Here is a 26,103-nt window from a genome sequence, read left to right as displayed (position 1 = left end):
CCCAGCATGGCTACGAACGGATTGTCGGTACAGCTGGTGGGCACCGGCAGCTATCTGCACGGCGAGCCCATCGACAACAAGCAGGTCGAGGCGCTGGTCGGACCGGTGCCCGACGACATTCTCGAGGGCATCCAGGTGCTCGAGCGGCACTGGATGATCGATCCGCTCACCGGCGAGCACCTGATCACCAATTCGGAGATGGCGGCGCGCGCCGCCGCGCAGGCCCTCGACCGGGCGGGTCTGACACCCGCCGACGTCGATCTGATCGTCATGTCGACGGCCAGCCCCGAATACCAGCTGCCGCCCGCGGTCACCTTCGTGCAGCAGCACCTGGGCATCGCCGAGTGCGCGACGCTCGAAATTCGTTCCGGCTGCGCCGGTTTCGTCGAGGCGGCGGATATCGCGCGCGGATATCTGGAGCGCGGCACCCACCGCACCGCGCTGGTGGTCGGCTGCGAGGCCATCTCCCCGCTGCTGGTGCCGATGTATCGCGGGATCGACCCGGAGCGGGTGCGGATGCGAGATCGCCTGGTGGCCTACACCTTCGGCGATGGCGCGGGCGCGCTGGTGTTGCGCGCCGAGCCGGCCGAGCCGGGCGTCAGGACCGGCGTGCTCGGTTCGGTCCTCGAGACCATGGGCGGCCTGAAGAAACCGGGCATGCGGGTGATCGGCGGGGCGACCCACGCGCCGCTGCACCAGCAGGCCCTGGCCAAGCGGCTGGTGGCACTCGAGGTCGACGTCGTCGAATCCGGAAAGTTCATCCCGCACATGATCACCCGCTCACTGAAGGCCCTGCTGGCGGCCAGCGAGCTGGCGGCCGAGGACATCGCGCTGTGGGTCGTGCCCGAGGGCAACGCGGGCTATATGACCAGCGAATTGGAGGCCGCCGGACTGCTCACCGACGAGTGGCTCGCGCTGCGGGACAAGGTCTACGAGAACATCGCGCGGGTCGGCGCCACCGGCTCGGCCGCGGTGCCGCTGGCCCTGGACGAGGCCGTGACGACCGGCCGGTTGCGCGCCGGGGACAACGTCATGCTGCTCGCCATCGAGACGAGCAAGTGGAAATACGCCGGCATGACCCTGGTCTGGAGCGGCGGGCGATGATGCTCATCGAGTCGCGGGGTTTCCGGTCCGCGGGGGCCATGCTCAACTACGCCCACCTCGGCGACGACGGACCGGCGCTCTGCCTGCTGCACGGCCTTGGCTCGCGCTGGCAGACCTTCCGGCCGTTCCTGCGCAGCCTCGGGCCGGGCTGGAACGTCTACGCGCCCGACCTGCGCGGGCACGGCCGATCCGACTGGGCCAGTGGACAGTACGGGCTCAGCGACTTCGCGGCCGATATCGAGGAGTTCCTGACCGAGGTCGTCGCCGAACCGGTCGTGCTGGTCGGGCATTCGCTCGGCGGCTGGGTCGCCTCGATGGTCGCGGCGGCCCGGCCGGACTCGGTGCGCGCCGTGGTCATCGTGGACTCGGCGCTGTATCAGCTGCGCCAGGAACAGCGTGACGCCATGACCTTCTACGCCAACCCCACCTTCGCCATGCGTTCGATCGCGGTCTCGCTGCGACTGGCGGACCCGGAGCTCAAGCAGCGCTGGGTGGAGGGCCGCAATCAGCGCGAGCAGGATCCCGACGAGATGCTGGCGCGGCTGCGCTGCCCGGTGCTGCTGGTCCAGGGCGACCCGGCCGCGGGCGCGCTCATGGCCGACGAGCATGTCCGGCGCGCACTGTCCCTGCTGGACAACGGATCTCACGTGTACGTCGCGGGCGCCGGGCACGCCGTCCACGCGGACGCACCAGCCGCCGTTGCCGGCGCGCTGCAGGAATTTCTGGCCGCTCAGGTCGAGAAGACACCGGTGATTGGAGAATTCGGATGACCCAAGTGCTCGCCCAGGAAACGACCTGGGTGAAATGCCCGTCCTGTTCGGAATACCAGTACAAGCGCCGGCTGGAGCGCAACCTCCGGGTCTGCACGGCGTGCGGGCACCATCTGCGCCTCACCGCCGCCGATCGGCTCGCCCTGCTGATCGACGAGGGGTCCTGGGTCCCGGGCGCGTACGACGACATCGAAACCCACGACGTACTGCTGTTCCGGGATCGCAAGAGCTACACCCGGCGGCTGGAGGAGGCCCGCGAGCGGACCGGCGGCACTGACGCCGCCCTGTTCGGCGTCGGCAGCCTGGCCGGCCACCGGCTCGTCGCGGCCGTCATGGAGTTCGGCTTCATGGGCGGTTCGATGGGCAGCGCGGTGGGCGAGGTGATCACTCGCGCCGCCGAACACGCACTGGCCGAACGGCTTCCGCTGCTGCTGGTGTGCGCCTCCGGCGGCGCCCGGATGCAGGAGGGCAGCATCTCGCTGATGCAGATGGCCAAGACCAGCCAGGCCATCGCCCGCATGCACGAGCAGGGCCTGCTCGTGGTGTGCCTGCTGACGGACCCGACCTTCGGCGGCGTCACCGCCTCCTACGCCATGCTCGGCGACATCCTGGTGGCCGAGCCGGGCGCGCTGATCGGCTTCGCCGGACCGAACGTGATCCGGGAGACCATCAACGAGGACCTGCCGCCCCGCTTCCAGACCGCGGAGTTCCTGCTGGAGTGCGGCATGCTCGACGCGGTGGTGCCCCGGGCGCAGTTGCGCTCGTTCTTCGCGAAAGTGCTTGCCGCACATGCTCTCAGCGTGCCGGAACCGAGCATCGAACCCACCACGATCACCGATCCGGAGTTTCTCACGCCGCGCCCCGCGGAGGCGATCGTCAAGCTCGCCCGAGCCCGCGAACGCCCGACCACCCTGAGCTTCGCGGCCGTCGCGTTCGACTCGTTCCTGGAACTGCGCGGCGATCGCATGTTCGGTGACAGCGCCGCGCTGGTCGGCGGCCCGGCCACCGTGGCCGGCCGCACCGTCATGCTGATCGGTCACGAAAAAGGCAGCGACACCAAGGAATCCATCGCCCGCAACTTCGGGATGCCGGAACCGGAGGGCTACCGCAAGGCCCTGCGGCTGATGCGGCACGCGGCGAAGTTCGGGATGCCGATCGTGACCCTGATCGATACGCCCGGCGCCTATCCCGGCGTCGGCGCCGAAGAACGCGGGCAGGCCGGCGCCATCGCCCGCGCGATCATGGAATCGAGCCGGCTACCGGTGCCGATCGTCGCGGTGGTCACCGGCGAGGGCGGCAGCGGTGGCGCGCTGGCGCTGGGCGTCGCCGATCGCGTGCTGATGTTCGAGCACGCCTACTACTCGGTGATCAGCCCCGAGGGTTGCGCGGCGATTCTGTGGGGCGACCGCAGCGCCGCCGCGGCCGCCGCGCAAGCGCTGAAACTGACCGCGCCGGAACTACTCCGGCTGGGTGTCGTGGACGGCGTCATCCCGGAATCGACGCCGGCCGACATCATCGCCGCGGCCGCGGGCCTGCGCGGCGCGGTGACGCACGCGCTCACCGAGTTGTCCGCACTATCCGGCTCCGACCTCGTCGACGCGAGGTATCGCAAGTTTCGCCAATTCGGATCGACCACCACCCCCCTGATCGGAGAACAGTCATGACCGCCTTCCGCCAGACCGACCACAACGCCTATCTCGACACCTCGCTCACCCACATGATGCGCGAGGTGCGGGCGATCGTCGCCGACCTCGATCGGCAACCGCGCCGCCTGCGGGTGCGCGCCGGTGAGTACAACGTCGACATCGAATGGGCCGAGACCGTGGCGATCGCGGGCGCCCGCCCGGATCAGCTCACCTTGGCGATGCCGCCCCTGGAAGCCGAAGCCAGCACCACCGTCGCGATCGAATCGCCCCTGGTCGGGCACTTCTATCGCGCCATCGAACCCGGCGCCGACCCGTTCGTCGCACCCGGGGACTACGTCGAGGAGGGCCAGGTGGTCGGCATCGTCGAGGCGATGAAGCTGATGAACCAGATCACCGCGCCGTGCGCGGGCCGGGTCGTGGAGGTCCTGCCCACCGACGGCGCGGTGGTCGAGTTCGGCCAGCGCCTGATCGTCTTCGAGCCCGCCGAAACCCCGATGGAGATGGCGTCGTGACCGAGATCAAGACCGTGCTGGTGGCCAACCGCGGCGAGATCGCGCTGCGGGTGGTGCGCGCCTGCCGGGAACTCGGCCTGCGCAGCGTGGTGGTGTACTCGACCGCCGACGCCGACTCGGTTCCGGTCCGGATGGCCGACGACGCCGTCTGCGTCGGGCCGCCGGAGCCGGGCCGCAGCTATCTGAATATCCCGAACATCATCGGGGCCGCCCTGCGCACCGGCGCCGACGCCGTGCACCCGGGCTACGGATTCCTCTCGGAGAACCCCGATTTCGCCGCGGTCTGCGCCGAGGAGGGCCTGGTCTTCGTCGGGCCCTCCTCGGAGGTCATGGCGAGCCTGGCCGACAAGGCCGTGACCCGGGCGCTGATGAGCGCGGCGGGCCTGCCGCTGCTCCCCGGCACCACCGCCGCCTTGCGCAATGCCGAGCAGGCCGAGGAGATCGCCGGCGAGGTCGGCTATCCGGTGATCCTCAAGGCGGTGGCCGGCGGCGGCGGTCGCGGCATGCGGGTGGTGCGCGAACCCGGTGACCTCGCCGAGGCCTACACCCGGACCCAGGCCGAGGCGAGCCTGGCCTTCGGCGACGGCGGGCTCTACCTGGAGCGCTACCTCGAGGGCGCACGCCACATCGAGGTGCAGATCCTGGCCGATCGCTACGGCAATGTAGTGCATCTCGGAGAGCGGGATTGCTCGGTGCAGCGCCGGCATCAGAAGTTGCTCGAGGAATCGCCGTCACCGGCGCTGAACGCGGAGCAGCGGACCGCGATCGGCGCGGCCGCGGTGGCGGGCGCCCGGTCGGTGGGCTACGAGGGCGCCGGGACGATGGAGTTCCTGCTCGACCGCGACGGCGGGTTCTGGTTCATGGAGATGAACGCCCGCCTGCAAGTCGAGCACCCGGTCACCGAGATGGTCTCGGGGGTGGACCTGGTCGCCGAGCAACTGCGGATCGCCCAGGGCGAGCCGTTGCGAATCCGGCAGTCCGACATCGTCTTACGTGGCCACGCCATCGAATGCCGGATCAACGCGGAGAACCCGGAGCGCGATTTCGCGCCGTCCACCGGCCGGATCGCGAGCTACCGGCCGCCCGCGGGCCCGTGGGTGCGGGTCGACAGCCATCTCGAGGAGGGCATGTCGGTCTCGCCGTACTACGACGCGCTGCTGGCCAAGGTGATCGTCTGGGCCGACGACCGTCTCGGCGCGATCGATCGCATGCGCCGCGCCCTCGACGAACTCGTGCTCGAGGGGCCGGGCCTGACCACCTGCGCGGCGTTTCATCGCGACGCGATCCTGGCGAACCCCGAATTCCGCTCGGGCGACTTCGATCTCGACCTCGTGCACACCATCCATACCTAGTATCGGGAGTTCCCATGACGACATCGAATGGACGAGTCATCATCCTCGGCGGCGGGATCGGCGGCCTCTGCGCCAGCATCGCCTTCCAGAAGGTCGGTATCGAGGCCACCGTCTACGAACAAGCACCCGCCTTCGGCACCGTCGGCGCCTCGCTACAGGTCTGGGTCAAGGGCATGAAGGCCTTCGCCGAACTCGGCCTGGCCGACGAGATCCGCGCGCGCGGTGCGCAAGTGCACCGGCAGCAGTTCTTCAACCAGCACGGCACCCCGCTCTACCACGCGCAACTGGCCGAGATGGCGCGCAAGCACAACGCACCGATGCCGGTGATGATCCGGCGTTCGGAAGTGATCGAAACACTCGCCGGTTCCGCCGATCTCGGGCCGGTGGAGTTCAATCACCGTGCGACAGCGGTCGACCAGGACGACACCGGCGTCACGGTGACCTTCGAGAACGGCCGGCAGGAACGCGCCGATCTGCTCGTCGCCGCCGACGGCATCAACTCGCGGACCCGCCAGGCGATCTTCCCCGACGTCGAGATCCTCACCGCGAACTACCGCATCGTGCACGCGGTGGCCGAACACGAACCCCCTTGCGGTGCCAACAATTTCACCCTCTACTTCGGCCGGGGCACCCGCATCGCGATCAAGGACTGCGGCAGCAACCACATCTTCTGGGCCGCCGCGCTGCGCAACCCGACGGTCGGCATCGACGAACCGAACGAACTGGTCAAACACGATCTGCGGAACCGGTTCGGGGTCTTTCCGCAGCCGGTGCAGGATCTGATCGCCGCCACGCCGCCCGCCGCGATGCTGCACCACGACGTCCGTGCCCTGGGCCCCATGCCGGCCTGGAGCAAGGGCCGGGTCGTCTTCCTGGGCGACGCCGCGCACGCCGTGACCCCGAACCTGGGCCGCGGCGCCAGCGAGGCCATCGTCGACGCGATCGCGCTGGCGCGCGGGATCGTGCCCATCGACCTGAGCGACAACGCGGCGCTGGCCGCCGTACTCGCCGAGTACGAGACCCGGCGTCGGCCGGAAAGCACTGCTCTGCAACAGGAATCGTGGCGCATCGGCACGATATCCTCGTGGCGGGGGTACACGATGACCAAGGCCCGCGATCTGATGATGAAGACCATCGTGGGGCAGAAACAGGTCGCGAAGATCGAGAGCGAATTCCAGATCGAGGTGCCCGCGCTGCTGCCCGCACCCGTGTGAACCGGCTGCTCCCGCTCGAGAGTGAGCGCGAAAGATCGCTCCCGAGCGGGATGTGCCGGGCCCGGCCCGGAATTACTGTCGCCAGCAGGATCGAAACACCTTTGGAGTCCGATGATCACCTCGATTGTTTCGACATCTGAACTGCCGCGCCATTGCGATCCGGTCTAGCGCATGCGGACCATCGCGGCGCATCTGCTCGATACCTGGCCCGGCCGGGTCGCGCGGTGGCCGTTGCGCACGGTGACGACCGCCGCGGCCGGCCCGGCGGCCGGGGTAGTCCTGGTCACCCTGCTCGCGGCCTCGGCGCTGTCCGAAGCACACGCCCTCGGACTCGCGTTGCTCTCGGGTTTCGCGCTGTTCCTGGTGGCGCGGGCGCCCGCGCTCGCCTGGGGCTGCTCGCTCGCGGCGGTGGCCCTCGCCTCGCTGTGGGCAGACGCGGAGTTGTGGGTCGATCCGATGCTCAACAGTCATTTCGTCGTGCTCGGCTTGGCCGCGTTCCGGACCAGCGTGCGGACCGCCGCGCTGTCGTGGAGCGCGACGATCGCCACCGGCGTCGCCCTCGCCCTGTATCTGCGCCCGCACGGCTGGCCGGTCGGCCTGTTCGCCGCGAGCGTGGTGTCCGGGCTCCTGCTGACCACCGTGGTGACGGTGCGGGCACTGATCGCGACGAGTCACAGCCTGCGCGGCCAGCGCGCGGCGGCCGAGCAGCAGCACCAGCGCACGGTGCTGCTGGAGGAACGGGCCCGGATCGCCCGCGAACTGCACGACGTGGTGGCACACCACATGTCGGTCATCGCGATCCAGGCCGAGGCGGCGCAGTACCGCGACCCCGGCATCGCGCCGCAGACCGTCGCGAGCCTGGCCACGATCCGCTCCAGCGCCACCGCGGCACTCGGCGAAATGCGGCACGTGCTCGATGTGCTGCGCTCCGGTGAGACCGGGGTCATGCCGCAACCGACCCTGGCCGACCTGCCCGGCCTCGTCGCCTCGGTGCGCGCCACCGGCACCGACATCGAATCGAAGCTTCTCGGTGACAGCTCGACAGTGCCTGCCAGCGTGCAGCTTTCCGCCTTCCGGATCGTGCAGGAGGCGGTGAGCAATGCCCTGCGGCACGCGCCGGGCGCACCCGTCCGGATCGAGGTCACCACCACCGCCACCGAGATCCGGATCCGGGTCGACAATCGCCACGGGCCCGGGGTGACGGCCACGCCGGGCTCCGGCCACGGCCTGCTCGGCATGCGCGAGCGAGTCGCGATGCTCGGCGGCACCCTCGATGTGGGGCCGACCGGAAACGGTGAATACCTTGTCGCCGCGGCACTTCCGACCCTGAACGGAGACCGATGAGCATCCGCGTACTGATCGCCGACGACCAGGAGCTGGTCCGCGAGGGCTTGGCCGTCCTGCTCGACGCGCAACCCGATATCGACGTGGTCGGTCAGGTCGCCGACGGCCGGCAGGCGATCCAGGAGACCGCCCGGCTCCAGCCCGAGGTGGTGCTGATGGACGTGCGCATGCCGGTCTGCGACGGCATCGAGGCCACCCGCGAGATCACCGCCGCGAGCGCCACCCAGGTGATCGTGCTGACCACCTTCGATCTCGACGAATACGTCTACGCCGCACTGCGGGCCGGGGCCGCGGGCTTCCTGCTCAAGGAATCCTCGGCCCAGTCCCTCGGAGAGGCGGTCCGGATCGTCGCCGCCGGGGAGGCCCTGCTCGCGCCCTCGGTGACCCGGCGGCTGCTCTCCGAGTTCGCGCGCCGCAGCCGGCCGCACGCCGTCTCGAAACCGGCCGACCTGACCGCCCGCGAAACCGAGGTCCTGGTCTTGATCGCGCGCGGCCTGTCGAATGCCGAAATCGCCGGGGAGCTGGTGATTTCCGAGCAGACGGTGAAGACGCACGTCCGGCGGGTGCTGGAGAAACTCCAGCTGCGCGATCGCACCCAGGCGGCGATCTACGCCTACGAGACGCTGCTCATCAAGCCCAGCTGAACGCCGCTCAGGCGGGCGTCCGGCGGCGCAGTACCGCCACCGCGCGGCCGCGCAGTCCGCGGTCGACGCCGTGATGACCGGGCGCGGTGGCGATCTCGGGCTCGGCCCGCAGTGGCGCCGGGTCCTGGACGCGGGTGGTGCTCGCCTCGATCCATTCGACCGCGCCGCCATGCCGGGACCGTTCCGTGCCACGCACGGCGAGTTCGCAGCGCCGGGCCAGATCCCGGCGATCCAGGCCGGGATACTCCTGCGGCTGTAGCAGCACCTCGGCGACCAGGCCGCGCGAGCGCAGGATGCGCTTGGCGGAATCGGCGAAGGTGTCCGCGCCGACGAAGCCGGGCACCGTGCACTGGGCACCGTGCTGGTCGAGGTAGCGCAGCCGCACCGGCTGCACGAAGGTTCCGGTGTCGACCGCGGCCTGGAACAGGGCCGGGCGCATCCGGCCGTAGGCGCGGCCGCACCAGGTGGTGCCCTCGGGGAAGACCGCCACCCGGTCCCCGTCGGCCAGCCGCACGCCGAGTTCGTCCACGACGCCCGGCAATTCCCGCAGTCGCTCCCGTTCGATCGGGATGACGCGGAGCCGCCGCGCGAGCCCGCCCAGCACCGGCCAGTCGAGCATGTCCGCGCGCGCCACGAAGCCGAGCGGCTGCACCGCGGCCATGACCACGACATCGGCCCAGCTCACGTGGCCGGCCACGATCAGCACGCCCTGTCCGGGTTCGGCGTAGCGCGCGGATCCCCCGGCGGGTCGCAGGTCGCGGACCCGCAATTCGATACCGAGGCAACCGAGTACCGCGTGCGCGTACCGGCGTTGCACGAATTCGCGGCGCCTGCGCGGGGTTGCGGCGTTGACGAGCGGATAGGTGATCAGCAATCCGGCGACACCGAGCAGCCGGGCGAGCACTCGGGCGGTACCGACCTCAGCGGTCACCGCGACGCAGCCGGGCCCGCACGGGCTCGACGGCATCCACGCGTGCACCGCTTGCGCGGGCGGGGCGTCGAAAACCATGGTCGGTCACCGTCCGTCGAGCGAGGCCGCGGCGCTCTGCAGCCGTTCCAGATAGCGGGTGTTGATCGTGTCGAGCCCGAGCAGCGCGACGAAATCGGCGACCGCGAAGGCCGGATCGTGGGCGGGCTCACCGCAGATCTCCGCGCCCAGGCGTAGGTAGCCGCGCAGCAGCGGCGGTAGCTTCGGGCGCGCGGGCGGCGCCAGCTCGTCGAGGGTCTTGCCGTCGACGACCACCGGGTTCAGCGGGTGCACCCGCCATTCCGGGTCGGCGGCGTGCCGGCCGAGCAGCACGTCGCGCACGCCGCGCACGTTCACCCCGATCGGGTCGGCCGGGCCGTCCTGCATCGGCACCGACACACAGCCCATCACCCATTCGTAGCCGGTGAGCTGGATGTAGTGCAGGATGCCCGCCCACATCAGGGTGAGCACCGAGCCGTTGCGGTGGTCGGGCACCACGCAGGCCCGGCCCATCTCGACGATCCGGCGACCGCCCGGATCCAGCTGCGTCACATCGAATTCCGTGGCGGTGTAGTACCCGCCCGCGGCGTCGACCTTGTCCGGCGGCAGCATGCGATAGCAGCCGACGAACTCGCCGGAGCGGTCGTCGCGGACCAGCAGGTGGTCGCAGTGGTCATCGAAGCGGTCGGCGTCCAGGCCGGTGCCGGTGTCCGGGATCTGGAAGCCCGGTTCGTTGGCGAAGACCTGGTAGCGCAGCCGCTGGGCGGCCACGCGATGGTCGGCGTCGGAGGAGACGACGAGCGAGTAGGTGGACTTCCCCGCCCCCGAGTCCGTCGGAGCTGGAGCGGTCAGCACGGACGAAATAGTCATAGCTTCGATGAAGCCAGCCCGACACTGCGTCGAAGGAACTCCGAAGTGTCGGGCCGAGGGCAGTCAGGTGAACGAGACCCCGGTCACACCAATCGTTTACCGACTGGTCGTGCCGGGTTCGCGAAAAGGGCTGCACCTGCGCCTATTGCTAACTTCCCGGTTACTTTCACCGGCCGCGCCGAAGGATCAGGCCGCCAATTTCGGCGACTCCTTCGTTTTCGTTCCGGTACCGGTCTCCACCTCGTCGAACCCGGGCCGCCCGGTCCCGATGAACGCCACCAGCCACGAGGCCACCGCTGCGAACCGGTTGCGGAACCCGACCAGGTACATCAGGTGCACCGCCAGCCACATCAGCCAGGCGATGAACCCGCGGAAGGTGATCCGATCGTTGAGCTTCACCACGGCGCTGAACCGGCTGATCACCGCCATGCTGCCCTTGTCCCAGTACTTGAACGGGGTGCCGGGTGTCTTCTTGCGGCGGATGATGTCGGCGGCGTGCCGGCCTTCCTGCATGGCCACCGGCGACTGGCCGGGGTAGCCGTTGAGCGAGGTCATGTCGCCGATCGCGTAGATATCGGCGTGCCCGCCGACGGTGAGATCGGGGTTGATCAAAAGCCTTCCGGCCCGGTCGGTTTCGACACCGGTCGCCGCGGCCAGGATCTTGGCGAACCCGCCCGCCTGCACACCGGCCGACCAGACCACGGTCTCCGCGGCGATCCGGCGTTCCGTGCCGGCGCCGTCCTTGACCGTCACCTTGCCGTCCTCGATATCGGTGACGAAGGTGCCCAGCAGCACCTCGACACCGCTGCCGGCCAGCGAGCGCTTCGCGTACTCCGAGAGGCCACCACCGAACGGCGGCAGCACCGCACCGGCGCCCTCCACCAGGGTCACCGAAACCTCTTGGTGGTAGTACCTTTTCGCGAGTTCCTTGAGCTGACCCGCGACCTCGACACCGGTCGCACCCGCACCGACGACCACGAAGCTCAATAGTCGTTCCCGGGTCTGCGCGTCGGCGTCCTTCGCCTCGGTGAAGACCCGGCGGATCTGCGCGCGCAGCGCCTTGGCGTCGTCGATGGTCTTGAGGGCGAACGTCTTGTCCGCGAAATCGTCACGGCCGAAATACGATTGGCTCGCACCGGTCGCCGCGATCAGCGAGCCGTAGCGGATCCGGCGCTGCTCCCCCTGCGCCTCGTAGGTGAGCACCGCGTTGTCGGCGTCGATGTCGACGACCTTGCCCTGCCGCACATCGGCCTCGCGGTGCCGCCGCAGCACCGACTTGATGGGCGGCGCGATCTCGTCGGAGGCCAGCACACCCGTCGCGACCTGATACAGCAACGGCTGGAAAAGATGCTCCGGCGTGCTCGAGATAAGCACGAAGTTGATTCCCGACTTCGCCAACTGCTTGGCCGCGGCCAGACCCCCGAATCCCGATCCGACTACAACCACATCTACGTGTTCCATGACAGCCTCCTTCTCTCATTACTAACCGTCATGCGGAACGCAGATATTTCAGGTGTTAGGGCGCATAATGAAGATGACTCTTATCTAGATCATTCATGAATCGGGAGCTTGTAGTGGAGCTGCGCCAACTGGCATACTTTGTCGCGGTCTGTGAGGAACTGAGCTTCAGCAAAGCCGCGAGCCGGTGCTTCATCTCACAGTCGGCGATCAGTCATCAGATCGCCCGGCTCGAGCGCGACCTCGGTGTCTCCCTCTTCGAGCGCACCACCAGGGCCGTTATCCCGACCGACGCGACCACTCGGCTACTTCCCCTGGCTAAACAGATGCTCAGCCTGGAGTCTGCCATCCGCGCCACGGTGCGCACCACCGGGCCACGAATCCGCCTGGCCGCCAACATGTCCTTCGCGACCAGATCGCTCTCGGCCATCGCGGGCACCCGGGCCGCGCACACCGATGCCGAAATCGAATATGTGATCAAGCCGTTCCGCCAGCGGATCACGGCCGTCGCGGACGGGGACTGCGATCTCGCCCTGATCCGCGGCAGCGTCGACCAGCCGGGCCTGGCGGTGGAACAACTCTGGGTCGAGGACCTCGTCATCGCCACCTCCAGCGGCCATCCGCTCGCCACCCGCGAAACCGTCACCCTGGCCGAGCTGAGCCCCTACCCCCTGCTGCTGCCGCCCGAGCAGGAACAGGTGCTGCTGCACAACATCATCCGGGCGGCCTTCGCCGACCTGACCAAGGGCCCCACCTACGGCCCGCCCATCCCGCCCGACCACACCGCCACCATGGAACTGCTCAACCGCCCCGACGCCTGGACCGTCCTGTACGCGGAGAGCCCGACCGAAGGCCTGGTCGTCCTGGAGCTCACCGAGCATCGCCTGCGCATTCCGGTGTCGGCGGTGGTCCGCTCGGACGCCCGGCCCTCCCCGATCCTGTCGACGCTGCTCGCCAACCTGCATCGCTGAGGCCGCCCGGCGGCTAGGCCAGCGCGGTCGCGACCGCGAGATGCAGCGTGAGGTCCGCGGGTTCCTCGTCCTCGACAGCCCAGACGATCTCCTCCATCGCCCGCATGAACGCCCAGCCCCGGGCCCGTTCGGGGTCGACGTCCAGCGCCTTCGCGGTGCGGGCGACGACGGCGCGCGCGTGCTCGGGCACCGGATCGCTCTGCACCTGGATCATCACCAGGAATCCGGCGTCGAAGGCGGCCTCACCCAGGTACGCCTTCGGATCGATCAGCAACCACGGTTCCCGTTCGGCGGCAACGATATTGCCGAGGTGGGTGTCCCGGTTGACGACGAGCAGCGGGCCGTCCGGCACGGCCAGGCGCGGGCACCACGCCAGCGCCCGGTCCCGCAGCGCGGCCGGAAGCACCTGTGCCACCGCGGGTTCGGGATCGGTGAACATCTCGACCCACTCCCGCACCATGCCCGCGGCCGTGGGCAGCGCCGGATACCCGGCCGGGATGCCGGTCGGCGCGCGGCGCAGCCGTCGGTACAACCGGCAGGCCAGCTCGATCTTCTCGCCGTTCTCCGGCCGCCCCTCCAGGCTCGGGAACCCCGGCTGCCGCAGCAGCGGCGCGCCCGGCCGGGCCCATTCCAGCAGCAGCGCATGGGTTTCCGGATCGAACTCGTACAGCCGCGCCGCACCGTCGCCCTGATAGCAGAACAACCCCGCGGCCTCCCCCAGGTTCTCCGCGTCGATCACCGGGATCTTCAGCACCGCCACACTGCCGTCCGCCCGCCGCACCGGCGCCACCCAGGAATGCGTGCCGCCCCCGAACGGTTCCCCGATGACCTCCAGACCCCAGTCCGCGCAGCGCCTTTCGATCATCGCCGGCAGATCCGCCAGCCACCGCTCGCCGCGTTCGTCGAAGACTTCGCGAATGTTCTCGGCGACCTCCACAGGCAACGTCATACCGTCCACCCTGCCATTGCCCCGGAACGCGAACGCCCCCGGACTCTTTCGAGGCCGGGGGCGTGCGGTGGTGCCGCGGATCAGCCCTTGTGGGTCTTGACCGCTTCGGTCAGCTGCGGGGCGACGTTGAACAGGTCGCCCACGATGCCGTAGTCCGCGATCTCGAAGATCGGGGCCTCTTCGTCCTTGTTGACCGCGATGATGGTCTTCGAGGTCTGCATGCCGGCGCGGTGCTGGATGGCGCCGGAGATGCCCAGGGCGATGTAGAGCTGCGGGGAGACCGTCTTACCGGTCTGACCCACCTGGAACTGGCCCGGGTAGTAGCCCGAGTCGACGGCGGCACGCGAGGCGCCGACAGCGGCACCCAGCGAATCGGCCAGCGTCTCCACGACCGCGAAGTTGTCGGCGGAACCGACGCCACGGCCACCGGAGACGACGATGTTCGCCTCGGTGAGCTCGGGACGGTCGCCGCCCACGATCGGCTCACGCGCGGTCACCTTCACGACGCCGTCTTCCTGAGCCGGCACCTCGACGGTGACCTTCTCGCCCGCACCCGCGGCCGGCTTGGCCTCGACGGCGCCCGGGCGCACCGAGATCACCGGCACGTCGCCGGTGGCCTTGGCGTCCACGGTGAACGCGCCACCGAAGATGGAGTGCACGGCGGTGCCGTCGGCCTTGACGTCGATGACGTCGACCAGCAGGCCGGAGCCGAGACGCGCGGCCAGACGACCGGACACCTCCTTGCCCTCGGCGGAGGCCGCGACGATCACGGCGGCCGGGGAAACCGACTCGACCAGACCGGCGAGCACGTCGACCTTCGGGGTCACCAGGTAGTTGTCCACATCGTCGGACTCGGCGATGTAGATCTTCGCGGCGCCCGCGGCGGCCAGCGCCTCGGCCAGCTTCTCGCCGGTGCCGGCGGGGCCGGTCACCACGGCGGAGGGCTCACCGAGCGCCGAGGCGGCGGTGATCAGTTCGGTGCTGACCTTCTTGATCGCACCGTCGGCGTGCTCGACGAGCACAAGTACTTCTGCCATTTGTGTTCTCTCCTAAGCAGTCTCGGTCGGGCGAATCAGATGATCTTCTGACCGACGAGGTACTGGGCGATCTTGGTGCCGCCATCGCCTTCGTCGGCGACCTTCTCGCCGGCGGTGCGCGCGGGCTTCGGGGTGGCGGCGGTCACCGCGGTGCCCGCGTTCGCGACACCCACGGTCGACGGGTCGACGCCCAGATCGGCCAGCGTGAGGGTCTGCACTTCCTTCTTCTTCGCGGCCATGATGCCCTTGAAGGAGGGGAAGCGCGGCTCGTTGATCTTCTCGGTGACCGAGACGATGGCCGGGAGCGCGGCTTCGAGCTTGAAGACGCCCTCGTCGGTCTCGCGCTCGCCGGTGATCTTCTCGCCGTCGACGGTGAGCTTGCGCAGGTGGGTCAGCTGCGGCAGGCCGAGGTACTCGGCGATGATCGCGGGGACCGCACCGGCGCGGCCGTCGGTGGCCTCGTTTCCGGCGATGACCAGTTCCACACCCTCGACCTGGCCCAGCGCGCTCGCCAGCACCCAGGCGGTCTGCACGGCGTCGGAGCCGTGGATCGCCGGATCGTTGATGTGGATGGCCTTGTCGGCGCCCATGGACAGCGCCTTGCGGATGGCTTCGGTGGCGCGGTCCGGACCGGCGGCCAGCACGGTGACCTCGCCGCCCTGCGCCTCCTTGATCAGCAGCGCCTCTTCGACAGCGCGCTCGTTGATCTCGTCCAGGACGGCGTCGGCGGCTTCGCGGTCGAGGGTGTAGTCACCATCGGTCAGCTTGCGCTCGGACCAGGTGTCAGGAACCTGCTTGATGAGTACGACGATGTTCGGCATCGGTCTTCGTCGACCTCCTGTTCTGGGGGCGTATATCCGGTGGTCGCACGGCTGGGCCGTACGTCCAATTGTTTAGCTCGGGCGTGACATTACCCTACGTTAAGTTACTCGTGGGTAACTTAGCCGCTTCGCTTCTACAACTGTCCCTCACGTGCCGTGGAGCACTACGCCCGGCCGCAGGTATCGGCCTTTTTCGGCTCGGCTAACGTCAACTGGATGAGCGAGGTTGTGATCCCTGCCGCACTATCGACCGATGCTGCGGACCCTGCCGTCGAACCCCTGCCGCTGACCGGCGAGCGCACCGTCCCCGGCATCGCCGAGGAGAACTACTGGTTCCGCAGGCACGAGATCGTCTACGCCCGCCTCTTGGCGCGCTGCGCCGGAAAGACCGTGCTGGAAGCCGGATCCGGCGAAGGCTACGGCGCGGACATGATCGCCGGCGTCGCCGCCAAGGTCACCGGGCTGGACTACGACACCGGCGCGGTCGAGCACGTGCGCGCGCGCTACCCGCGGGTGGAGATGATCCAGGGCAACCTCGCCGAGCTGCCGCTGCCCGACGCCTCGGTCGACATCGTGGTGAATTTCCAGGTCATCGAGCATCTCTGGGATCAGGGCCAGTTCCTGCGCGAATGCCTGCGGGTGCTGCGGCCCGGCGGCGAGCTGCTGATCAGCACGCCGAACCGGATCACCTTCTCGCCCGGGCGCGATACGCCGCTCAATCCGTTCCACACCCGCGAACTCAACGCCGCCGAGTTGACCGAACTGCTGGTCGACGCCGGGTTCGAGGTCTCGGTGATGACCGGCGTGCACCACGGCCCGAGCCTGAAAGCGCTGGACGCCAAGCACGGCGGGTCCTTCATCGACGCGCAGATCGAGCGGGCGCTGGCCGGTGAGCCGTGGCCGGCCGAGCTGACCGCCGACGTCGCGGGCGTCACCATCGACGATTTCGCGATCTTCCCCGAGGACATCGACGGCAGCCTGGACCTGCTGGCCATCGCGGTGAAACCGGCGTGAGCGAGCCGGTTCCCGGCCAGTTCACGCTGGTCCTGCACTCGCACCTGCCGTGGCTGGCGCACCACGGGCGGTGGCCGGTCGGCGAGGAATGGCTCTACCAATCCTGGGCCGCCACCTACCTTCCCATCGCGCAGGTGCTGCGCACGCTGGCCGCGGAGGGCCGTTCGCATCTGCTGAGCCTGGGCATCACGCCGGTGCTGGCGGCGCAGCTGGACGACCCGCACTGCCTGGCCGGCATGCACCACTGGCTGGGGAACTGGCAGCTGCGCGCCGACGAGGCCGCCATGGCCGGCAACCTCGCCCTCGGCCGCCACGAACATCGGCTCGCCGCAACGGCTTTGACCGAGTTCGAGCAGCACTGGCGGCACGGCGCGGCGCCGGTGCTGCGCGGGCTCGCCGACGCCGAGACGATCGAGCTGCTCGGCGGTCCGCTGGCGCATCCGTTCCAGCCACTGCTGGATCCGCGGCTGCGCGGGTTCGAGCTGTCCGAGGGCCTGGCCGACGCGCGCCAGCGCTGGGGTCACACACCCCAGGGCATCTGGGCGCCGGAGTGCGGTTTCACCCCCGGCATGGAGGTCGAATACGACGCCGCCGGTGTGACGCATTTCATGGTCGATGGTCCGTCGCTGCGCGGCGACAGCAGCCTCGGACGACCGGTCCGCGACGCCGACGTGGTGGCCTTCGGACGCGATCTGCACGTCAGCTACCGCGTCTGGTCCCCGAAATCGGGCTACCCGGGCCACGGCGCCTACCGTGATTTCCATCACTATGACCACGCGACCGGACTGAAACCGGCACGCGTCACCGGCAAGACGGTGGCGGGTCCGGACAAGGCTCCCTACGATCCCGAGCTCGCCGCGGCCGCGGTAACCCGCGATGTCGACGATTTCGTGCAGACCGTGCGCGAGCGCCTCCGCGCCGAATCCGCGCGGATCGGCCGTCCGGCGCTGGTAGTGGCCGCTTTCGATACCGAACTGTTCGGGCACTGGTGGCACGAGGGGCCGCAGTGGCTGGCCCAGGTGCTGCGCAAACTGCCCGAAGCGGGCGTCACCGTCGGCACCCTGGCCGACGCCCGCGCCAACGGGTACGTCGGAACGCCGGTAGAGCTCGGCGACTCGTCCTGGGGCTCGGGTAAGGACTGGCGGGTCTGGGCCGGCGATCAGGTGCGTGACCTGGTCGAACTCAACCACGACATCGTCCGCCTGGCGCTGGACACCCTGGACAAGATGCGGGCCGCCGAGACCGGCCCGGCCCTGCGCGACCCCGTCGCCGACCAGTTGCTGCGCGAAGCGATCCTCGCGGTGCAGAGCGACTGGGCGTTCATGGTTTCCAAGGACTCCGCCGCCGGATACGCCCGGGATCGCGCGCACCAGCACGCGCACGCGGTCCGGGAAATCGCGGCCGCGGTCGGCGCGGGCCAACTCGCCAAAGCACACCGGTTGGCGGCAGGATGGGGTGCGGCCGACGGACTCTTCCCCGGCCTCGATGCCAGACGACTCGGGGCCAGAGACGAGGCCGGCGTGCCGGAACAGGCTCTTGCGGAACCAGGCTCCGCTTCAGAAGGACTTACATGAAGATCTTGATGGTGTCGTGGGAGTACCCGCCGGTCGTAGTCGGTGGGCTCGGTCGCCACGTGCATCACCTCGCCACCGAGCTGGCCGCCGGCGGCCACGAGGTGGTCGTGCTCGCCCGCCGGCCCTCCGGCACCGACCCCTCGACCCATCCCACGCACTCCTTCGTCGCCGACGGCGTGCTGGTGGTGGCGGTCGCGGAGGATCCGCCCTGCTTCGACTTCGGCGAGGACATGCTGGCCTGGACCCTGGCCATGGGTCACGCGATGGTGCGCGCCGGCGTCGCGCTCGGCAAGCCCGGCATCGGCGAGGGCTGGACCCCCGATGTCGTGCACGCCCACGATTGGCTGGTCGCGCACCCCGGCATCGCGCTGGCCGAGTACTACGACGTGCCGCTGGTCTCGACGATTCACGCCACCGAGGCCGGGCGGCACAGCGGCTGGGTCGCGGGCCGGGTCAACAAGCAGGTCCATTCGGTCGAATGGTGGCTGGCCAACGAATCCGACGCCCTGATCACCTGTTCGGGCTCGATGCAGGACGAGGTGGAGCGGCTCTACCGTCCTGAGCGCGTCCCGATGACGGTGATCCGCAACGGGATCGACGTGGGCGCCTGGACCTTCCGGCCGCGCGCGCCGCGCAACGGCCCGCCCCGGCTGCTGTACGTGGGCCGCCTCGAATACGAGAAGGGCGTGCAGGACGCCATCGCCGCGCTGCCCCGCATCCGGCGCGCCCACCCCGGCACCACGCTGACGATCGCCGGCGTCGGCACCCAGTTCGACTGGCTGCGAGAGCGCGCCCGGGTGCATCGCGTCGCGCGCGCGGTGATCTTCGCCGGTCAGCTCGACCACTCCGAACTGCTCGGCTGGCTGCACGGCGCCGACGCCGTCGTCCTGCCCAGCCGATACGAGCCCTTCGGCATCGTCGCCCTGGAAGCCGCCGCCGCCGGCGCGCCCCTGATCACCTCCACCGCGGGTGGTCTCGGCGAGGCCGTCATCGACGGCGTCACCGGCGCCTCGTTCGAACCCGCCGACGTCAACGGCCTGGTCGAGGCCGTCTGCGTCACCCTGGCCGACCCCGCCGCCGCCCAGTCCCGCGCCTACGCCGCCCGCGACCGCCTCACCGCCGACTTCGCCTGGGACGTCGTCGCCGCGGAAACCGCGCAGGTCTACCACTCGGCCAAGCGCCGCGTCCGCAACCCCCTGAGCCGCCCGGTCATCGTGGAACGCCCACTGCCGGAACGGGACCCGAACAACCCCGTCTAGACGGCCGGATCAGCGCTGCTGGAGACCGGCGGCCACCGCACGGGCGATCGCCCCGGCGCCGGTGCGCCGGTGCTGCCACTCCGGTGCCGGCGCCCCCTTGTTCTCCTCGCCGACGTGGACTCCGACCAGCAGGTTGCTGCTGCGGAAGGTGAGGTCCGCGGTGCCGGTCGGACCGGACGGGCGATCGGAGACGTATCCCCCGTCCCCGATCTCGGGCAACCGGTGCGCCGTGGCCGAGCGGTGCAGTGCGGAATCCGCCCAGTGGTCGATGCGCCCGGTGGCCGTGGCAGCGTTCCGATAACGTTCGAATTTCAGATACACCGTTCGCAGGATCGGCCCGCCGGGTTCGACGCCGACCGCGTCCGCGCGATACTCCCACCGGCAGCTCAGGATCGGGAAACCCGAATTCTCGTCGTAGTAGTTGTCTTCCCGCCAGGACTGCTCGATCGGGGCCTGCCGCGGGTCGTGCAGTGGGCCCGCGAACGCGGCGATGGCGTCGCGGGCGAGGTCGGCCGAGCGCGCGCACGTGAGCGGCATGGCGGCATAGCGCCGATCCGACGGAGCCGTGCCCTCGGGCAGGCAGCCCGCGAGTGTCAGCAGACCGGCGCCGAGCACCAGCGCCAGCAGCACCGCCGATGCACCGAGTACGGGCACGAACGACAATGCTGAGCGACGCGGCACGGCACCCCCTGGACGGTCGGGACGACACCATCCTGCCATCCAATAGCGTTGCTACTCCAGGCTTTCCAGCTTCTTGACGATACGCTGGACGGTGAGCCAGGTGCGGGTGGTGATGTTCTTGCCGTAGGTCTTGTCCAGCCAGGCCATGAAATCCGGGGTTTTGCCGGCCTCGCTGTTGTCGATGATCCAGAGGAAGGCGCGGGCGGGCTTGTCGAAGCCGACCACCTCGACCAGTGGGTCGGGCTGTTCGGGCAGCTTCTTCGGGGCCGAAGTGCCGTCTTTCAGGAAGGTCGCCGTCAGGTAGGTGCCGCGGCCGTGGGTGAGGCCCGGGAACGGGTCGCTGTCCAGCAGTTTGCGCAGCTCCTGGCGGCTGCGGATGATGGTGCCGCCGCCGATGCCCAGCTCGGCGACCAGGGCGTCCTGGATCCGCTGTTCCAGTGCGGGCACATCGGTCTCGGCGCTGTGGAACAGGATGTTGCCGCTGGCCAGGACCGAGGCCACCTTCTCGAACCCGAGCTGCTCGAAGACCCCGCGCAGCTTGTCATTGGAATTGTTCGGGAGGCTGGGCGCGATCCCGCGCAACAGCGCCGCGTATCCGGTCATGCGCCGACCGTACCCAACCGCACCGACACCGCGCGGACGCTAGGCCTGCTGGGCGACACCGTTCTTCTTACGTTCGATGTCCTCCAGCGCGGCAAAGTATTTGGCGCGCTCCTCCGCACCCGCCTCCCAGGCGGCCTTGCGGTTCTTGACCACCTTGGCGGGCGCGCCGACGGCGATGCCGTAATCCGGGATCTCGCCCTTGACCACGGCGTGCGCGCCGAGCACGCAGCCACGGCCCACGCGGGTCTCGCGCAGCACCGTCACCTTGGCGGCGATCCAGGTGTCCGGGCCGATCCGGACCGGGCTCTTCACGATGCCCTGATCCTTGATCGGCATGGTGATGTCGTCCATCCGATGGTCGAAATCGCAGATGTAGCACCAGTCCGCGACCAGCGTGGACTCGCCGATCTCGATGTCGAGGTAGGTGTTGACGACGTTGTCCTTGCCGAACACCACCTTGTCGCCGATGCGCAGCGAACCCTCGTGGCAGCGGATGGCGTTGCCGTCACCGATGTGCACCCAGCGCCCGATCTCCATCCGGCCCAGCTCCGGGGTGGCGTGGATCTCGACGCGCTTGCCCAGGAACACCATGCCGCGCAGCACGATGTGCGGGTTGGTCAGCTTGAACTTGAACAGCCGGTAGTACCGCACCAGGTACCACGGCGTGTACGCGCGGTTGGCGAGCACCCAGCGCAGCGAGGCCATCGTCAGAAATCGGGCCTGCTGCGGATCCCGGCGGCGCGAACCCGCCCACCGTGAGCGCAACGGTGCGCCCCACATGCTCGTCACGAACCGTCTCCCGTCGTGTTCCCCGGGGCCGAACCCCGGGGGTTGTCCATCGGCTGACAGCTTAATGGGGTGCGGGTCAGGGCTCGTCGGCTACCGACTACTCTTGCCCTCGGCCATCGACCCGAGGGGAGAAAACCAGGTGCGTACGCGATCCCGGATGCATGCGATGGCCGTTCTCGCGGCCATCGGCGCGGTGACGGTGGCCGGTTGCGGCACCGACGTCGACGATATCAAGGTCGGCTCGGGCACGGGCTGGCCCGCCGCACACCACGATGGCCGCAACGCCGGCGTCACCTCGGTGGTCGGCGCCCGGAAAATGGCGCTGAGCTGGTCGCGGCCCGCGGGCGGCCCGATCGAGGAGCCCGTCACCATCGGCCCCGAGGGCCAGATGTTCCTCACCACCCGCACCCCGAACAACTGCGCCCTGCTCTCCTTCCAGATGCCCACCGGGCGCAAGCGCTTCTGTAATCAGCTGGGCCCCAACGCCATCGCCTCCCCCACCGCGGTCGACGGCGCCACCAACGTCTACGCCGGCGACGACGGCGCGGTGAATTCGCTGAACTATCTCGGCCAGCCGCGCTGGCGCACACCGGTTTCCGGCGTGCCGGTCTCGGTGCAGTTCACCGGCGACGGAAACCTGCTGACCGTCACCCAGTCCGGCCAGGTCGACGTGCTCAGCCGCCAGACCGGCGCGCGCGTCGTCTCCACGGTGCAGCTGCTCGGCGAGCCCGACTTCCTGGCCAACCCCGACCTGACCCGGCCCGCGGCGGGCCAGGGTCTCACCGATTGCGGAACCGGCGGCCCGTACTGCCCCGTCGCCAATATCTCCGCCGTCGACGCGACTACCGGCCGCTTCTATCTGACGCTGTGGAAGCCCGGCGCGCCGGCCGCCGCCCTGGTAGCGATGCGGTACCACGAGAACAAGATCCAGCAGGAGTGGAGCGCGCAGGTGCTGTCCGCGGGCAGCGGCACCAGCCCCACCCTGTCGGCGGACGGCGAGACCGTGTACGTCGGCGACAACAGCAAGCGGCTGCTCGCGCTCGACACCGCCGACGGCCGCACCCGCTGGGTAGAGAACCTGGAATGGGCGCCCCGCGGCGGCATCTCGGTCTCCAACGACGGCCTGATCATCCCCGCGGGCGACGACGGCTTCCTGCTGGCCCTGCGGGACAAGGGCGAGACCGCCGAAACCGTGTGGGAACGCAAGGATCTCGTGCTGCGCGGCAACCCGGTGCAGACGGCGGGCGGGGTCGGTTACACCACCGCCGCCATCGGTGACGGGCTCAACCTCATCACCTTCGACACCAAGACCGGCGCCACCGAGGATTCCGATCCGCTGCCCGGCGGCAAGGGCAGCACCACCGGCACCTCGGTCGGCGCCGAGGGCGAGGTCGTCGTGGCCACCCGGATCGGCGAGGTCTTCACCTTCGAGCCGGAGAAGTAGCCGCGCTCAGGCCCGGTGGGCGGTGCACAGAAACGCCGTGCCGGTGCGGCCGATGCGGGTGAGCACCAGCGTGTAGGGCTGGGCGCCACGGAGTTTGAGGCGTTTGCGCAGCGCGTCCGGATCGATGTCGACGCCGCGGACCAGGATCTCCAGCGCACCGCAGTCGCGGCGGGCCAGCTCCTGGCGCAGTGCCTTCTCGCGGAGTTCGAGACGGTCGAGAATGCGGAAGCCGCGCAGGCCCGCGGGGACCCGGTCGCCGGTCAGGTAGGCGATCTGCGGATCCAGTTGCCACAGGCCGTGTCGCGCGGCGTAGTGGCGGACCAGCCCGGCGCGCACGATCGCGCCGTCGGGGTCGATGATCCAGTCGCCCGGTGCGCGTTCCGGGATGTCGTCCGGCTCGGCGTCGGTGAGGACGACCGGCGCGCCGGTCGAGGACAGCACGGTGGCGCGGCGCGTCACGCCCGGCTCGGTGAGACCCGGGGACCACAGGCAGGCTTCCCGGACCGCGCCGTCCAACGACACCACTTCGACCTCCCCGGACCCGTCGAGACTGTCGAAATCCAGTCCAGGAGCGCACTTCACGGCGATGTCGCGCCCGGCGTAGGCGGCGAGGAGATCCGGCAGCGGCGGTTGCAGTTTGGCGGGGTCGTGCGTGCGGCGGCCATCCGCGCGCCGCGCCGGATCCGCGATGACGACGGTGTCCCGGCTGACCGGCACCAGGGCGTCCGCCTTCGCCACGAGCACGTTGCCGGACGCCGGCGAGTGCGCGAGATTGTGCGCGGCCATGCGCAACCGGACATCGTCCAGGTCGCTGCCGAGAACGGCCGGGCAGACCCGGGCCAGTTCGGCCAGTTCCGCGCCGATGGAACAGGTGACGTCGTGCACCGCGCGCCCGGCCAGGCGCTGTGCGCGAGCGCGGGCCACCAGGGACGGCGTCGCCTGCTGGAGCGCGTCGTCGGTGAACAGCCACTGCGCCGCGCCGGAGAGTTTCGCACTCGCCTTGCGGCGCAATCGAACCGTGTCGATCAGCGCCGGCGTGACGGCACCGTGCGCGCGGCGCACCCGCTCGAGGTCGCGCAGGTGCGTCGCGGGGGTGAGCTCCAGCCGATCCACCTCCGCCAGCGCGGCAGTACCCGCCGCACTGGTCAGGAAGGCGACATCCTCGCGGCTGAAGCCGTAACCCACCTACTTGGCCGCGGCGGCCGGCTTCACGCCGGTGATCATCGCGTTGTAGAAGAACTGCCGCGGCACGACGTGCTTGAGCACCTTGTCGTCCAGCTTGCTCAGCGCCAGCCAGGCCTTGTACTGGGCCAGGCGGTAGCGCATGGTCAGCTTCTCGTCGGGCACGGCGGCCTCGAAGGTGCGCACCGGCCAGCCCCACAGCGCGGCGGCGAACTCCTCGGTGGTGGCCTTCACGTCCACCGCGCCGGCCGAGCCGGCCAGCGCCTCGAGCTCGCGCGGATCGAAGGTGTGCAGATCCACCACGGCCTCCAGCGCCGCGGCGCGCGAGGACTCGTCGAGTTCGGTCTGCGGACGCCGCCAGCCGGCCAGGAACGGCAGCTTGGTGATCTCGGTGGTGACCTTCCAGGTCGCCTGGCCGAGCCGGCGGGCGTAGCGGTTGCCGATGGTGGTCGGCTCGCCCGCGAAGACGAAGCGGCCGCCCGGCTTGAGCACCCGCAGGCACTCCTTGAGCGCTAGCTCCACATCGGGGATGTGGTGCAGCACGGCGTGGCCGCAGACCAGATCGAAGGTGTCGTCCTCGTACGGGATGGTCTCGGCGTCGGCGACCCGGCCGTCCACGTCCAGGCCCAGGTGGCCGGCGTTGCGCAGCGCGACCTTCACCATGCCCGGGGACAGGTCGGTGACCGAGCCGGACTTGGCGACACCGCCCTGCATCAGGTTCAGCAGGAAGAAACCGGTACCGCAACCCAGCTCGAGCGCCTTGTCGTAGGGCAGCGGAGCCGGGCCGACCGCGGCGTCGAACCGGCCGCGCGCGTATTCGATACAGCGCTCGTCATAGGAAATGGACCATTTGTCGTCGTAGGTCTCCGCTTCCCAGTCGTGGTAGAGGACCTGGGCGAGCTTCGTATCCTTGAGCGCTGCTTCGACCTCGGCCTCGGTGGCGTGCGGGTTCGGCGCGGGGTCGTCGGGTCGTACCGTCATGGTCGGGTAGCCTACCCAAATCCCCAGATGAGGCCAGCAATCGGGCCACCGAACGGGACGCCCGCCGGATTGAAACCTGTTCCTATCTGCGGGTCTGCGTGCGGGGACGTGCGGTTCTCGGCCCGCGCCGGCTCAGCGCCCGGCGAAAGTCGCGGAACCGGGACCGTCGGCGAGGTAGGCGGCGGTGCCGGTGCGGGCGTCCTCGGTGCCGAAGAGATCGGCCCATTCGGTGCGGGCTCGGTCCAGGCCGTGCGGGCCCGCTTCGAAGACGGCCTTGGCGGCGGCCAGCGCGCGGGTGGGGGCCGCGGTGCAGCGTTCCGCCCAGCGGATGGCCGCGTTGAAGACCTCGTCCGGCGGCACCACCTCGTCGACGAGACCGAGGTCCTTCGCTTCTTCGGCTTCGACGAAACGGCCGGTGTAGACGAGATCCTTGGCGGGCCCCGGGCCGATCAGCAGCGCGAGGCGGCGGATGCCCGCGAGCGGGATGAGGCCGGATTCGATCTGCGGCAGACCGAGTTTCACGTTGTCGCCGATGATCCGGCGATCCGCGCCCAGCGCCAGTTCCAGGCCGCTGCCCAGGCAGTAGCCGCTGATGGCGGCGACCGTCGGCTGCGGCACCCTGGCCAGGCAGCCCAGCCCGGCTTGCACGTCGGCGGCCATCGCGGTGGCCTGCTCACGGGTCAGCTCGGACAGTTCGGCGAGTTCGTCACCGGCGGAGAACACCCGCTCGTCGCCGTAGACGACCAGGGCCGCGACCCGGTCCTCCCGCGCGACCGTCGCGGCGGCCTCGGCCACCTCCCGCACCAGCTGCACGCTGATCCGGTTCATCGGCGGGCGGTTCATCCGCAGCACCGCCACACCCCGCGCGGCGGGCAGCTCGAGGGTCACGAATTCGGCCATGGGAGGCACGCTACCGC

General features: G+C 69.8%; 25 protein-coding genes. 13 read left to right on the top strand and 12 right to left on the bottom strand.

Annotated elements, in window-relative coordinates:
- The first annotated feature begins 6 nt into the window (after positions 1 to 6).
- The 8 genes from AB0H76_RS04085 to AB0H76_RS04050 all read left to right on the top strand — a co-directional run bounded on the left by AB0H76_RS04085 (position 7) and on the right by AB0H76_RS04050 (position 8,586).
- Positions 7 to 1,104: a 3-oxoacyl-[acyl-carrier-protein] synthase III C-terminal domain-containing protein gene (locus tag AB0H76_RS04085; protein WP_357317080.1), complete on the top strand. Its 1,098-nt coding sequence runs from the start codon at positions 7 to 9 to the stop codon at positions 1,102 to 1,104.
- Positions 1,101 to 1,874 carry an alpha/beta hydrolase gene (locus AB0H76_RS04080; protein WP_357317077.1) on the top strand — a complete coding sequence of 258 codons (774 nt, stop codon included), beginning with the start codon at positions 1,101 to 1,103 and terminating at the stop codon, positions 1,872 to 1,874. The genes AB0H76_RS04085 and AB0H76_RS04080 overlap by 4 nt, the downstream gene beginning before the upstream one ends.
- The gene (locus AB0H76_RS04075) at positions 1,871 to 3,538 is read left to right on the top strand and encodes an acetyl-CoA carboxylase carboxyltransferase subunit alpha (protein WP_357317074.1); all 1,668 of its coding nucleotides are present in this window, start codon (positions 1,871 to 1,873) and stop codon (positions 3,536 to 3,538) included. The genes AB0H76_RS04080 and AB0H76_RS04075 overlap by 4 nt, the downstream gene beginning before the upstream one ends.
- Positions 3,535 to 4,032: a biotin/lipoyl-containing protein gene (locus AB0H76_RS04070; protein WP_357317072.1), complete on the top strand. Its 498-nt coding sequence runs from the start codon at positions 3,535 to 3,537 to the stop codon at positions 4,030 to 4,032. Before AB0H76_RS04075 ends, AB0H76_RS04070 begins: the two co-directional genes overlap by 4 nt.
- Complete coding sequence (gene accC, locus AB0H76_RS04065; RefSeq protein WP_357317069.1) at positions 4,029 to 5,384, top strand: acetyl-CoA carboxylase biotin carboxylase subunit; 1,356 nt, start codon at positions 4,029 to 4,031, stop codon at positions 5,382 to 5,384. The genes AB0H76_RS04070 and accC overlap by 4 nt, the downstream gene beginning before the upstream one ends.
- A 14-nt stretch (positions 5,385 to 5,398) precedes the next feature.
- The gene (locus tag AB0H76_RS04060) at positions 5,399 to 6,598 is read left to right on the top strand and encodes an FAD-dependent monooxygenase (RefSeq protein ID WP_357317066.1); all 1,200 of its coding nucleotides are present in this window, start codon (positions 5,399 to 5,401) and stop codon (positions 6,596 to 6,598) included.
- Between the two features lie 171 nt (positions 6,599 to 6,769).
- Positions 6,770 to 7,942, top strand: a complete 1,173-nt coding sequence (locus AB0H76_RS04055) for a histidine kinase (RefSeq protein WP_357317063.1) — start codon at positions 6,770 to 6,772, stop codon at positions 7,940 to 7,942.
- Complete coding sequence (locus tag AB0H76_RS04050; protein WP_357317060.1) at positions 7,939 to 8,586, top strand: response regulator transcription factor; 648 nt, start codon at positions 7,939 to 7,941, stop codon at positions 8,584 to 8,586. Before AB0H76_RS04055 ends, AB0H76_RS04050 begins: the two co-directional genes overlap by 4 nt.
- Positions 8,587 to 8,593: 7 nt before the next feature.
- Here AB0H76_RS04050 and AB0H76_RS04045 read toward each other — a convergent pair whose 3' ends face one another.
- From AB0H76_RS04045 to AB0H76_RS04035, 3 genes are all read right to left on the bottom strand, one after another.
- Entirely contained in the window at positions 8,594 to 9,595 is a 1,002-nt protein-coding gene (locus AB0H76_RS04045; protein WP_357317057.1) for a lysophospholipid acyltransferase family protein, read from the bottom strand.
- Between the two features lie 6 nt (positions 9,596 to 9,601).
- Complete coding sequence (locus AB0H76_RS04040) at positions 9,602 to 10,423, bottom strand: GNAT family N-acyltransferase (RefSeq protein WP_357317054.1); 822 nt, start codon at positions 10,421 to 10,423, stop codon at positions 9,602 to 9,604.
- A 186-nt stretch (positions 10,424 to 10,609) separates the two neighbouring features.
- Positions 10,610 to 11,884: an NAD(P)/FAD-dependent oxidoreductase gene (locus AB0H76_RS04035; RefSeq protein WP_357317052.1), complete on the bottom strand. Its 1,275-nt coding sequence runs from the start codon at positions 11,882 to 11,884 to the stop codon at positions 10,610 to 10,612.
- A 113-nt stretch (positions 11,885 to 11,997) separates the two neighbouring features.
- Between AB0H76_RS04035 and AB0H76_RS04030 the strand changes: the two genes are divergently transcribed.
- Positions 11,998 to 12,852: a LysR family transcriptional regulator gene (locus tag AB0H76_RS04030; RefSeq protein WP_357320371.1), complete on the top strand. Its 855-nt coding sequence runs from the start codon at positions 11,998 to 12,000 to the stop codon at positions 12,850 to 12,852.
- 13 nt (positions 12,853 to 12,865) lie between these two features.
- Here the strand turns inward: AB0H76_RS04030 and AB0H76_RS04025 are convergent, their stop codons facing one another.
- From AB0H76_RS04025 to AB0H76_RS04015, 3 genes are all read right to left on the bottom strand, one after another.
- Positions 12,866 to 13,801: an aminoglycoside phosphotransferase family protein gene (locus tag AB0H76_RS04025; protein ID WP_357317050.1), complete on the bottom strand. Its 936-nt coding sequence runs from the start codon at positions 13,799 to 13,801 to the stop codon at positions 12,866 to 12,868.
- Positions 13,802 to 13,881: 80 nt separating this feature from the next.
- Positions 13,882 to 14,838: an electron transfer flavoprotein subunit alpha/FixB family protein gene (locus AB0H76_RS04020; RefSeq protein ID WP_357317047.1), complete on the bottom strand. Its 957-nt coding sequence runs from the start codon at positions 14,836 to 14,838 to the stop codon at positions 13,882 to 13,884.
- 35 nt (positions 14,839 to 14,873) lie between these two features.
- The gene (locus AB0H76_RS04015) at positions 14,874 to 15,659 is read right to left on the bottom strand and encodes an electron transfer flavoprotein subunit beta/FixA family protein (RefSeq protein ID WP_357317044.1); all 786 of its coding nucleotides are present in this window, start codon (positions 15,657 to 15,659) and stop codon (positions 14,874 to 14,876) included.
- Between the two features lie 216 nt (positions 15,660 to 15,875).
- On the opposite strand from AB0H76_RS04015, the gene AB0H76_RS04010 reads away from it, so the two are divergent.
- The 3 genes from AB0H76_RS04010 to AB0H76_RS04000 are packed head-to-tail and all read left to right on the top strand — an operon-like array spanning position 15,876 to position 19,506.
- Positions 15,876 to 16,673, top strand: coding sequence for a class I SAM-dependent methyltransferase (locus tag AB0H76_RS04010; RefSeq protein ID WP_357317041.1), 798 nt, complete (start codon positions 15,876 to 15,878; stop codon positions 16,671 to 16,673).
- Positions 16,670 to 18,247 carry a glycoside hydrolase family 57 protein gene (locus tag AB0H76_RS04005; RefSeq protein WP_357317039.1) on the top strand — a complete coding sequence of 526 codons (1,578 nt, stop codon included), beginning with the start codon at positions 16,670 to 16,672 and terminating at the stop codon, positions 18,245 to 18,247. The genes AB0H76_RS04010 and AB0H76_RS04005 overlap by 4 nt, the downstream gene beginning before the upstream one ends.
- Positions 18,244 to 19,506, top strand: a complete 1,263-nt coding sequence (locus AB0H76_RS04000; protein WP_357317036.1) for a glycosyltransferase family 4 protein — start codon at positions 18,244 to 18,246, stop codon at positions 19,504 to 19,506. The genes AB0H76_RS04005 and AB0H76_RS04000 overlap by 4 nt, the downstream gene beginning before the upstream one ends.
- 9 nt (positions 19,507 to 19,515) lie before the next feature.
- Here the strand turns inward: AB0H76_RS04000 and AB0H76_RS03995 are convergent, their stop codons facing one another.
- The 3 genes from AB0H76_RS03995 to AB0H76_RS03985 form a co-directional block, all read right to left on the bottom strand.
- On the bottom strand, positions 19,516 to 20,160 hold the full coding sequence (locus AB0H76_RS03995) for a hypothetical protein (protein ID WP_357317033.1): 645 nt from the start codon (positions 20,158 to 20,160) through the stop codon (positions 19,516 to 19,518).
- A 78-nt stretch (positions 20,161 to 20,238) separates the two neighbouring features.
- The gene (locus AB0H76_RS03990) at positions 20,239 to 20,790 is read right to left on the bottom strand and encodes a DUF1697 domain-containing protein (RefSeq protein WP_357317031.1); all 552 of its coding nucleotides are present in this window, start codon (positions 20,788 to 20,790) and stop codon (positions 20,239 to 20,241) included.
- Positions 20,791 to 20,829: 39 nt separating this feature from the next.
- On the bottom strand, positions 20,830 to 21,579 hold the full coding sequence (locus AB0H76_RS03985) for an acyltransferase (RefSeq protein ID WP_357317028.1): 750 nt from the start codon (positions 21,577 to 21,579) through the stop codon (positions 20,830 to 20,832).
- A 166-nt stretch (positions 21,580 to 21,745) separates the two neighbouring features.
- Here AB0H76_RS03985 and AB0H76_RS03980 point away from each other — a divergent pair, with 166 nt between their 5' ends.
- Positions 21,746 to 23,023 (top strand): PQQ-binding-like beta-propeller repeat protein, encoded by a 1,278-nt coding sequence (locus tag AB0H76_RS03980; protein ID WP_357317025.1) that lies wholly within the window; start codon positions 21,746 to 21,748, stop codon positions 23,021 to 23,023.
- A 6-nt stretch (positions 23,024 to 23,029) separates the two neighbouring features.
- Here the strand turns inward: AB0H76_RS03980 and AB0H76_RS03975 are convergent, their stop codons facing one another.
- The 3 genes from AB0H76_RS03975 to AB0H76_RS03965 all read right to left on the bottom strand — a co-directional run bounded on the left by AB0H76_RS03975 (position 23,030) and on the right by AB0H76_RS03965 (position 26,086).
- On the bottom strand, positions 23,030 to 24,208 hold the full coding sequence (locus AB0H76_RS03975) for a class I SAM-dependent methyltransferase (protein ID WP_357317022.1): 1,179 nt from the start codon (positions 24,206 to 24,208) through the stop codon (positions 23,030 to 23,032).
- Positions 24,209 to 25,186, bottom strand: coding sequence for a class I SAM-dependent methyltransferase (locus tag AB0H76_RS03970; protein ID WP_357317019.1), 978 nt, complete (start codon positions 25,184 to 25,186; stop codon positions 24,209 to 24,211).
- Positions 25,187 to 25,318: 132 nt separating this feature from the next.
- Positions 25,319 to 26,086, bottom strand: coding sequence for an enoyl-CoA hydratase-related protein (locus AB0H76_RS03965; protein ID WP_357317016.1), 768 nt, complete (start codon positions 26,084 to 26,086; stop codon positions 25,319 to 25,321).
- Between the last annotated feature and the right edge of the window lie 17 nt (positions 26,087 to 26,103).

The sequence above is a fragment of the Nocardia sp. NPDC050712 genome (genome assembly GCF_040654295.1).
Lineage (GTDB): Bacteria > Actinomycetota > Actinomycetes > Mycobacteriales > Mycobacteriaceae > Nocardia.
Note: the sequence above shows the minus strand (reverse complement) of the source record. Positions and strands in the feature narration are given on the sequence as shown.

What these genes read in the sequence shown, in the direction of transcription:
- AB0H76_RS04035 (WP_357317052.1), bottom strand. Translation starts at nt 11,884, where the DNA reads ATGGAACACGTAGATGTGGTTGTAGTCGGATCGGGATTCGGGGGTCTG.
- AB0H76_RS04060 (WP_357317066.1), top strand. Translation starts at nt 5,399, where the DNA reads ATGACGACATCGAATGGACGAGTCATCATCCTCGGCGGCGGGATCGGC.
- AB0H76_RS04070 (WP_357317072.1), top strand. Translation starts at nt 3,535, where the DNA reads ATGACCGCCTTCCGCCAGACCGACCACAACGCCTATCTCGACACCTCG.
- AB0H76_RS03990 (WP_357317031.1), bottom strand. Translation starts at nt 20,790, where the DNA reads ATGACCGGATACGCGGCGCTGTTGCGCGGGATCGCGCCCAGCCTCCCG.
- AB0H76_RS04075 (WP_357317074.1), top strand. Translation starts at nt 1,871, where the DNA reads ATGACCCAAGTGCTCGCCCAGGAAACGACCTGGGTGAAATGCCCGTCC.
- AB0H76_RS04045 (WP_357317057.1), bottom strand. Translation starts at nt 9,595, where the DNA reads ATGGTTTTCGACGCCCCGCCCGCGCAAGCGGTGCACGCGTGGATGCCG.
- AB0H76_RS04025 (WP_357317050.1), bottom strand. Translation starts at nt 13,801, where the DNA reads ATGACGTTGCCTGTGGAGGTCGCCGAGAACATTCGCGAAGTCTTCGAC.
- AB0H76_RS04020 (WP_357317047.1), bottom strand. Translation starts at nt 14,838, where the DNA reads ATGGCAGAAGTACTTGTGCTCGTCGAGCACGCCGACGGTGCGATCAAG.
- AB0H76_RS04010 (WP_357317041.1), top strand. Translation starts at nt 15,876, where the DNA reads ATGAGCGAGGTTGTGATCCCTGCCGCACTATCGACCGATGCTGCGGAC.
- AB0H76_RS04050 (WP_357317060.1), top strand. Translation starts at nt 7,939, where the DNA reads ATGAGCATCCGCGTACTGATCGCCGACGACCAGGAGCTGGTCCGCGAG.
- AB0H76_RS04000 (WP_357317036.1), top strand. Translation starts at nt 18,244, where the DNA reads ATGAAGATCTTGATGGTGTCGTGGGAGTACCCGCCGGTCGTAGTCGGT.
- AB0H76_RS04015 (WP_357317044.1), bottom strand. Translation starts at nt 15,659, where the DNA reads ATGCCGAACATCGTCGTACTCATCAAGCAGGTTCCTGACACCTGGTCC.
- AB0H76_RS03970 (WP_357317019.1), bottom strand. Translation starts at nt 25,186, where the DNA reads ATGACGGTACGACCCGACGACCCCGCGCCGAACCCGCACGCCACCGAG.
- AB0H76_RS04085 (WP_357317080.1), top strand. Translation starts at nt 7, where the DNA reads ATGGCTACGAACGGATTGTCGGTACAGCTGGTGGGCACCGGCAGCTAT.
- AB0H76_RS03965 (WP_357317016.1), bottom strand. Translation starts at nt 26,086, where the DNA reads ATGGCCGAATTCGTGACCCTCGAGCTGCCCGCCGCGCGGGGTGTGGCG.
- AB0H76_RS04080 (WP_357317077.1), top strand. Translation starts at nt 1,101, where the DNA reads ATGATGCTCATCGAGTCGCGGGGTTTCCGGTCCGCGGGGGCCATGCTC.
- AB0H76_RS04040 (WP_357317054.1), bottom strand. Translation starts at nt 10,423, where the DNA reads ATGACTATTTCGTCCGTGCTGACCGCTCCAGCTCCGACGGACTCGGGG.
- AB0H76_RS04055 (WP_357317063.1), top strand. Translation starts at nt 6,770, where the DNA reads ATGCGGACCATCGCGGCGCATCTGCTCGATACCTGGCCCGGCCGGGTC.
- AB0H76_RS03980 (WP_357317025.1), top strand. Translation starts at nt 21,746, where the DNA reads ATGGCCGTTCTCGCGGCCATCGGCGCGGTGACGGTGGCCGGTTGCGGC.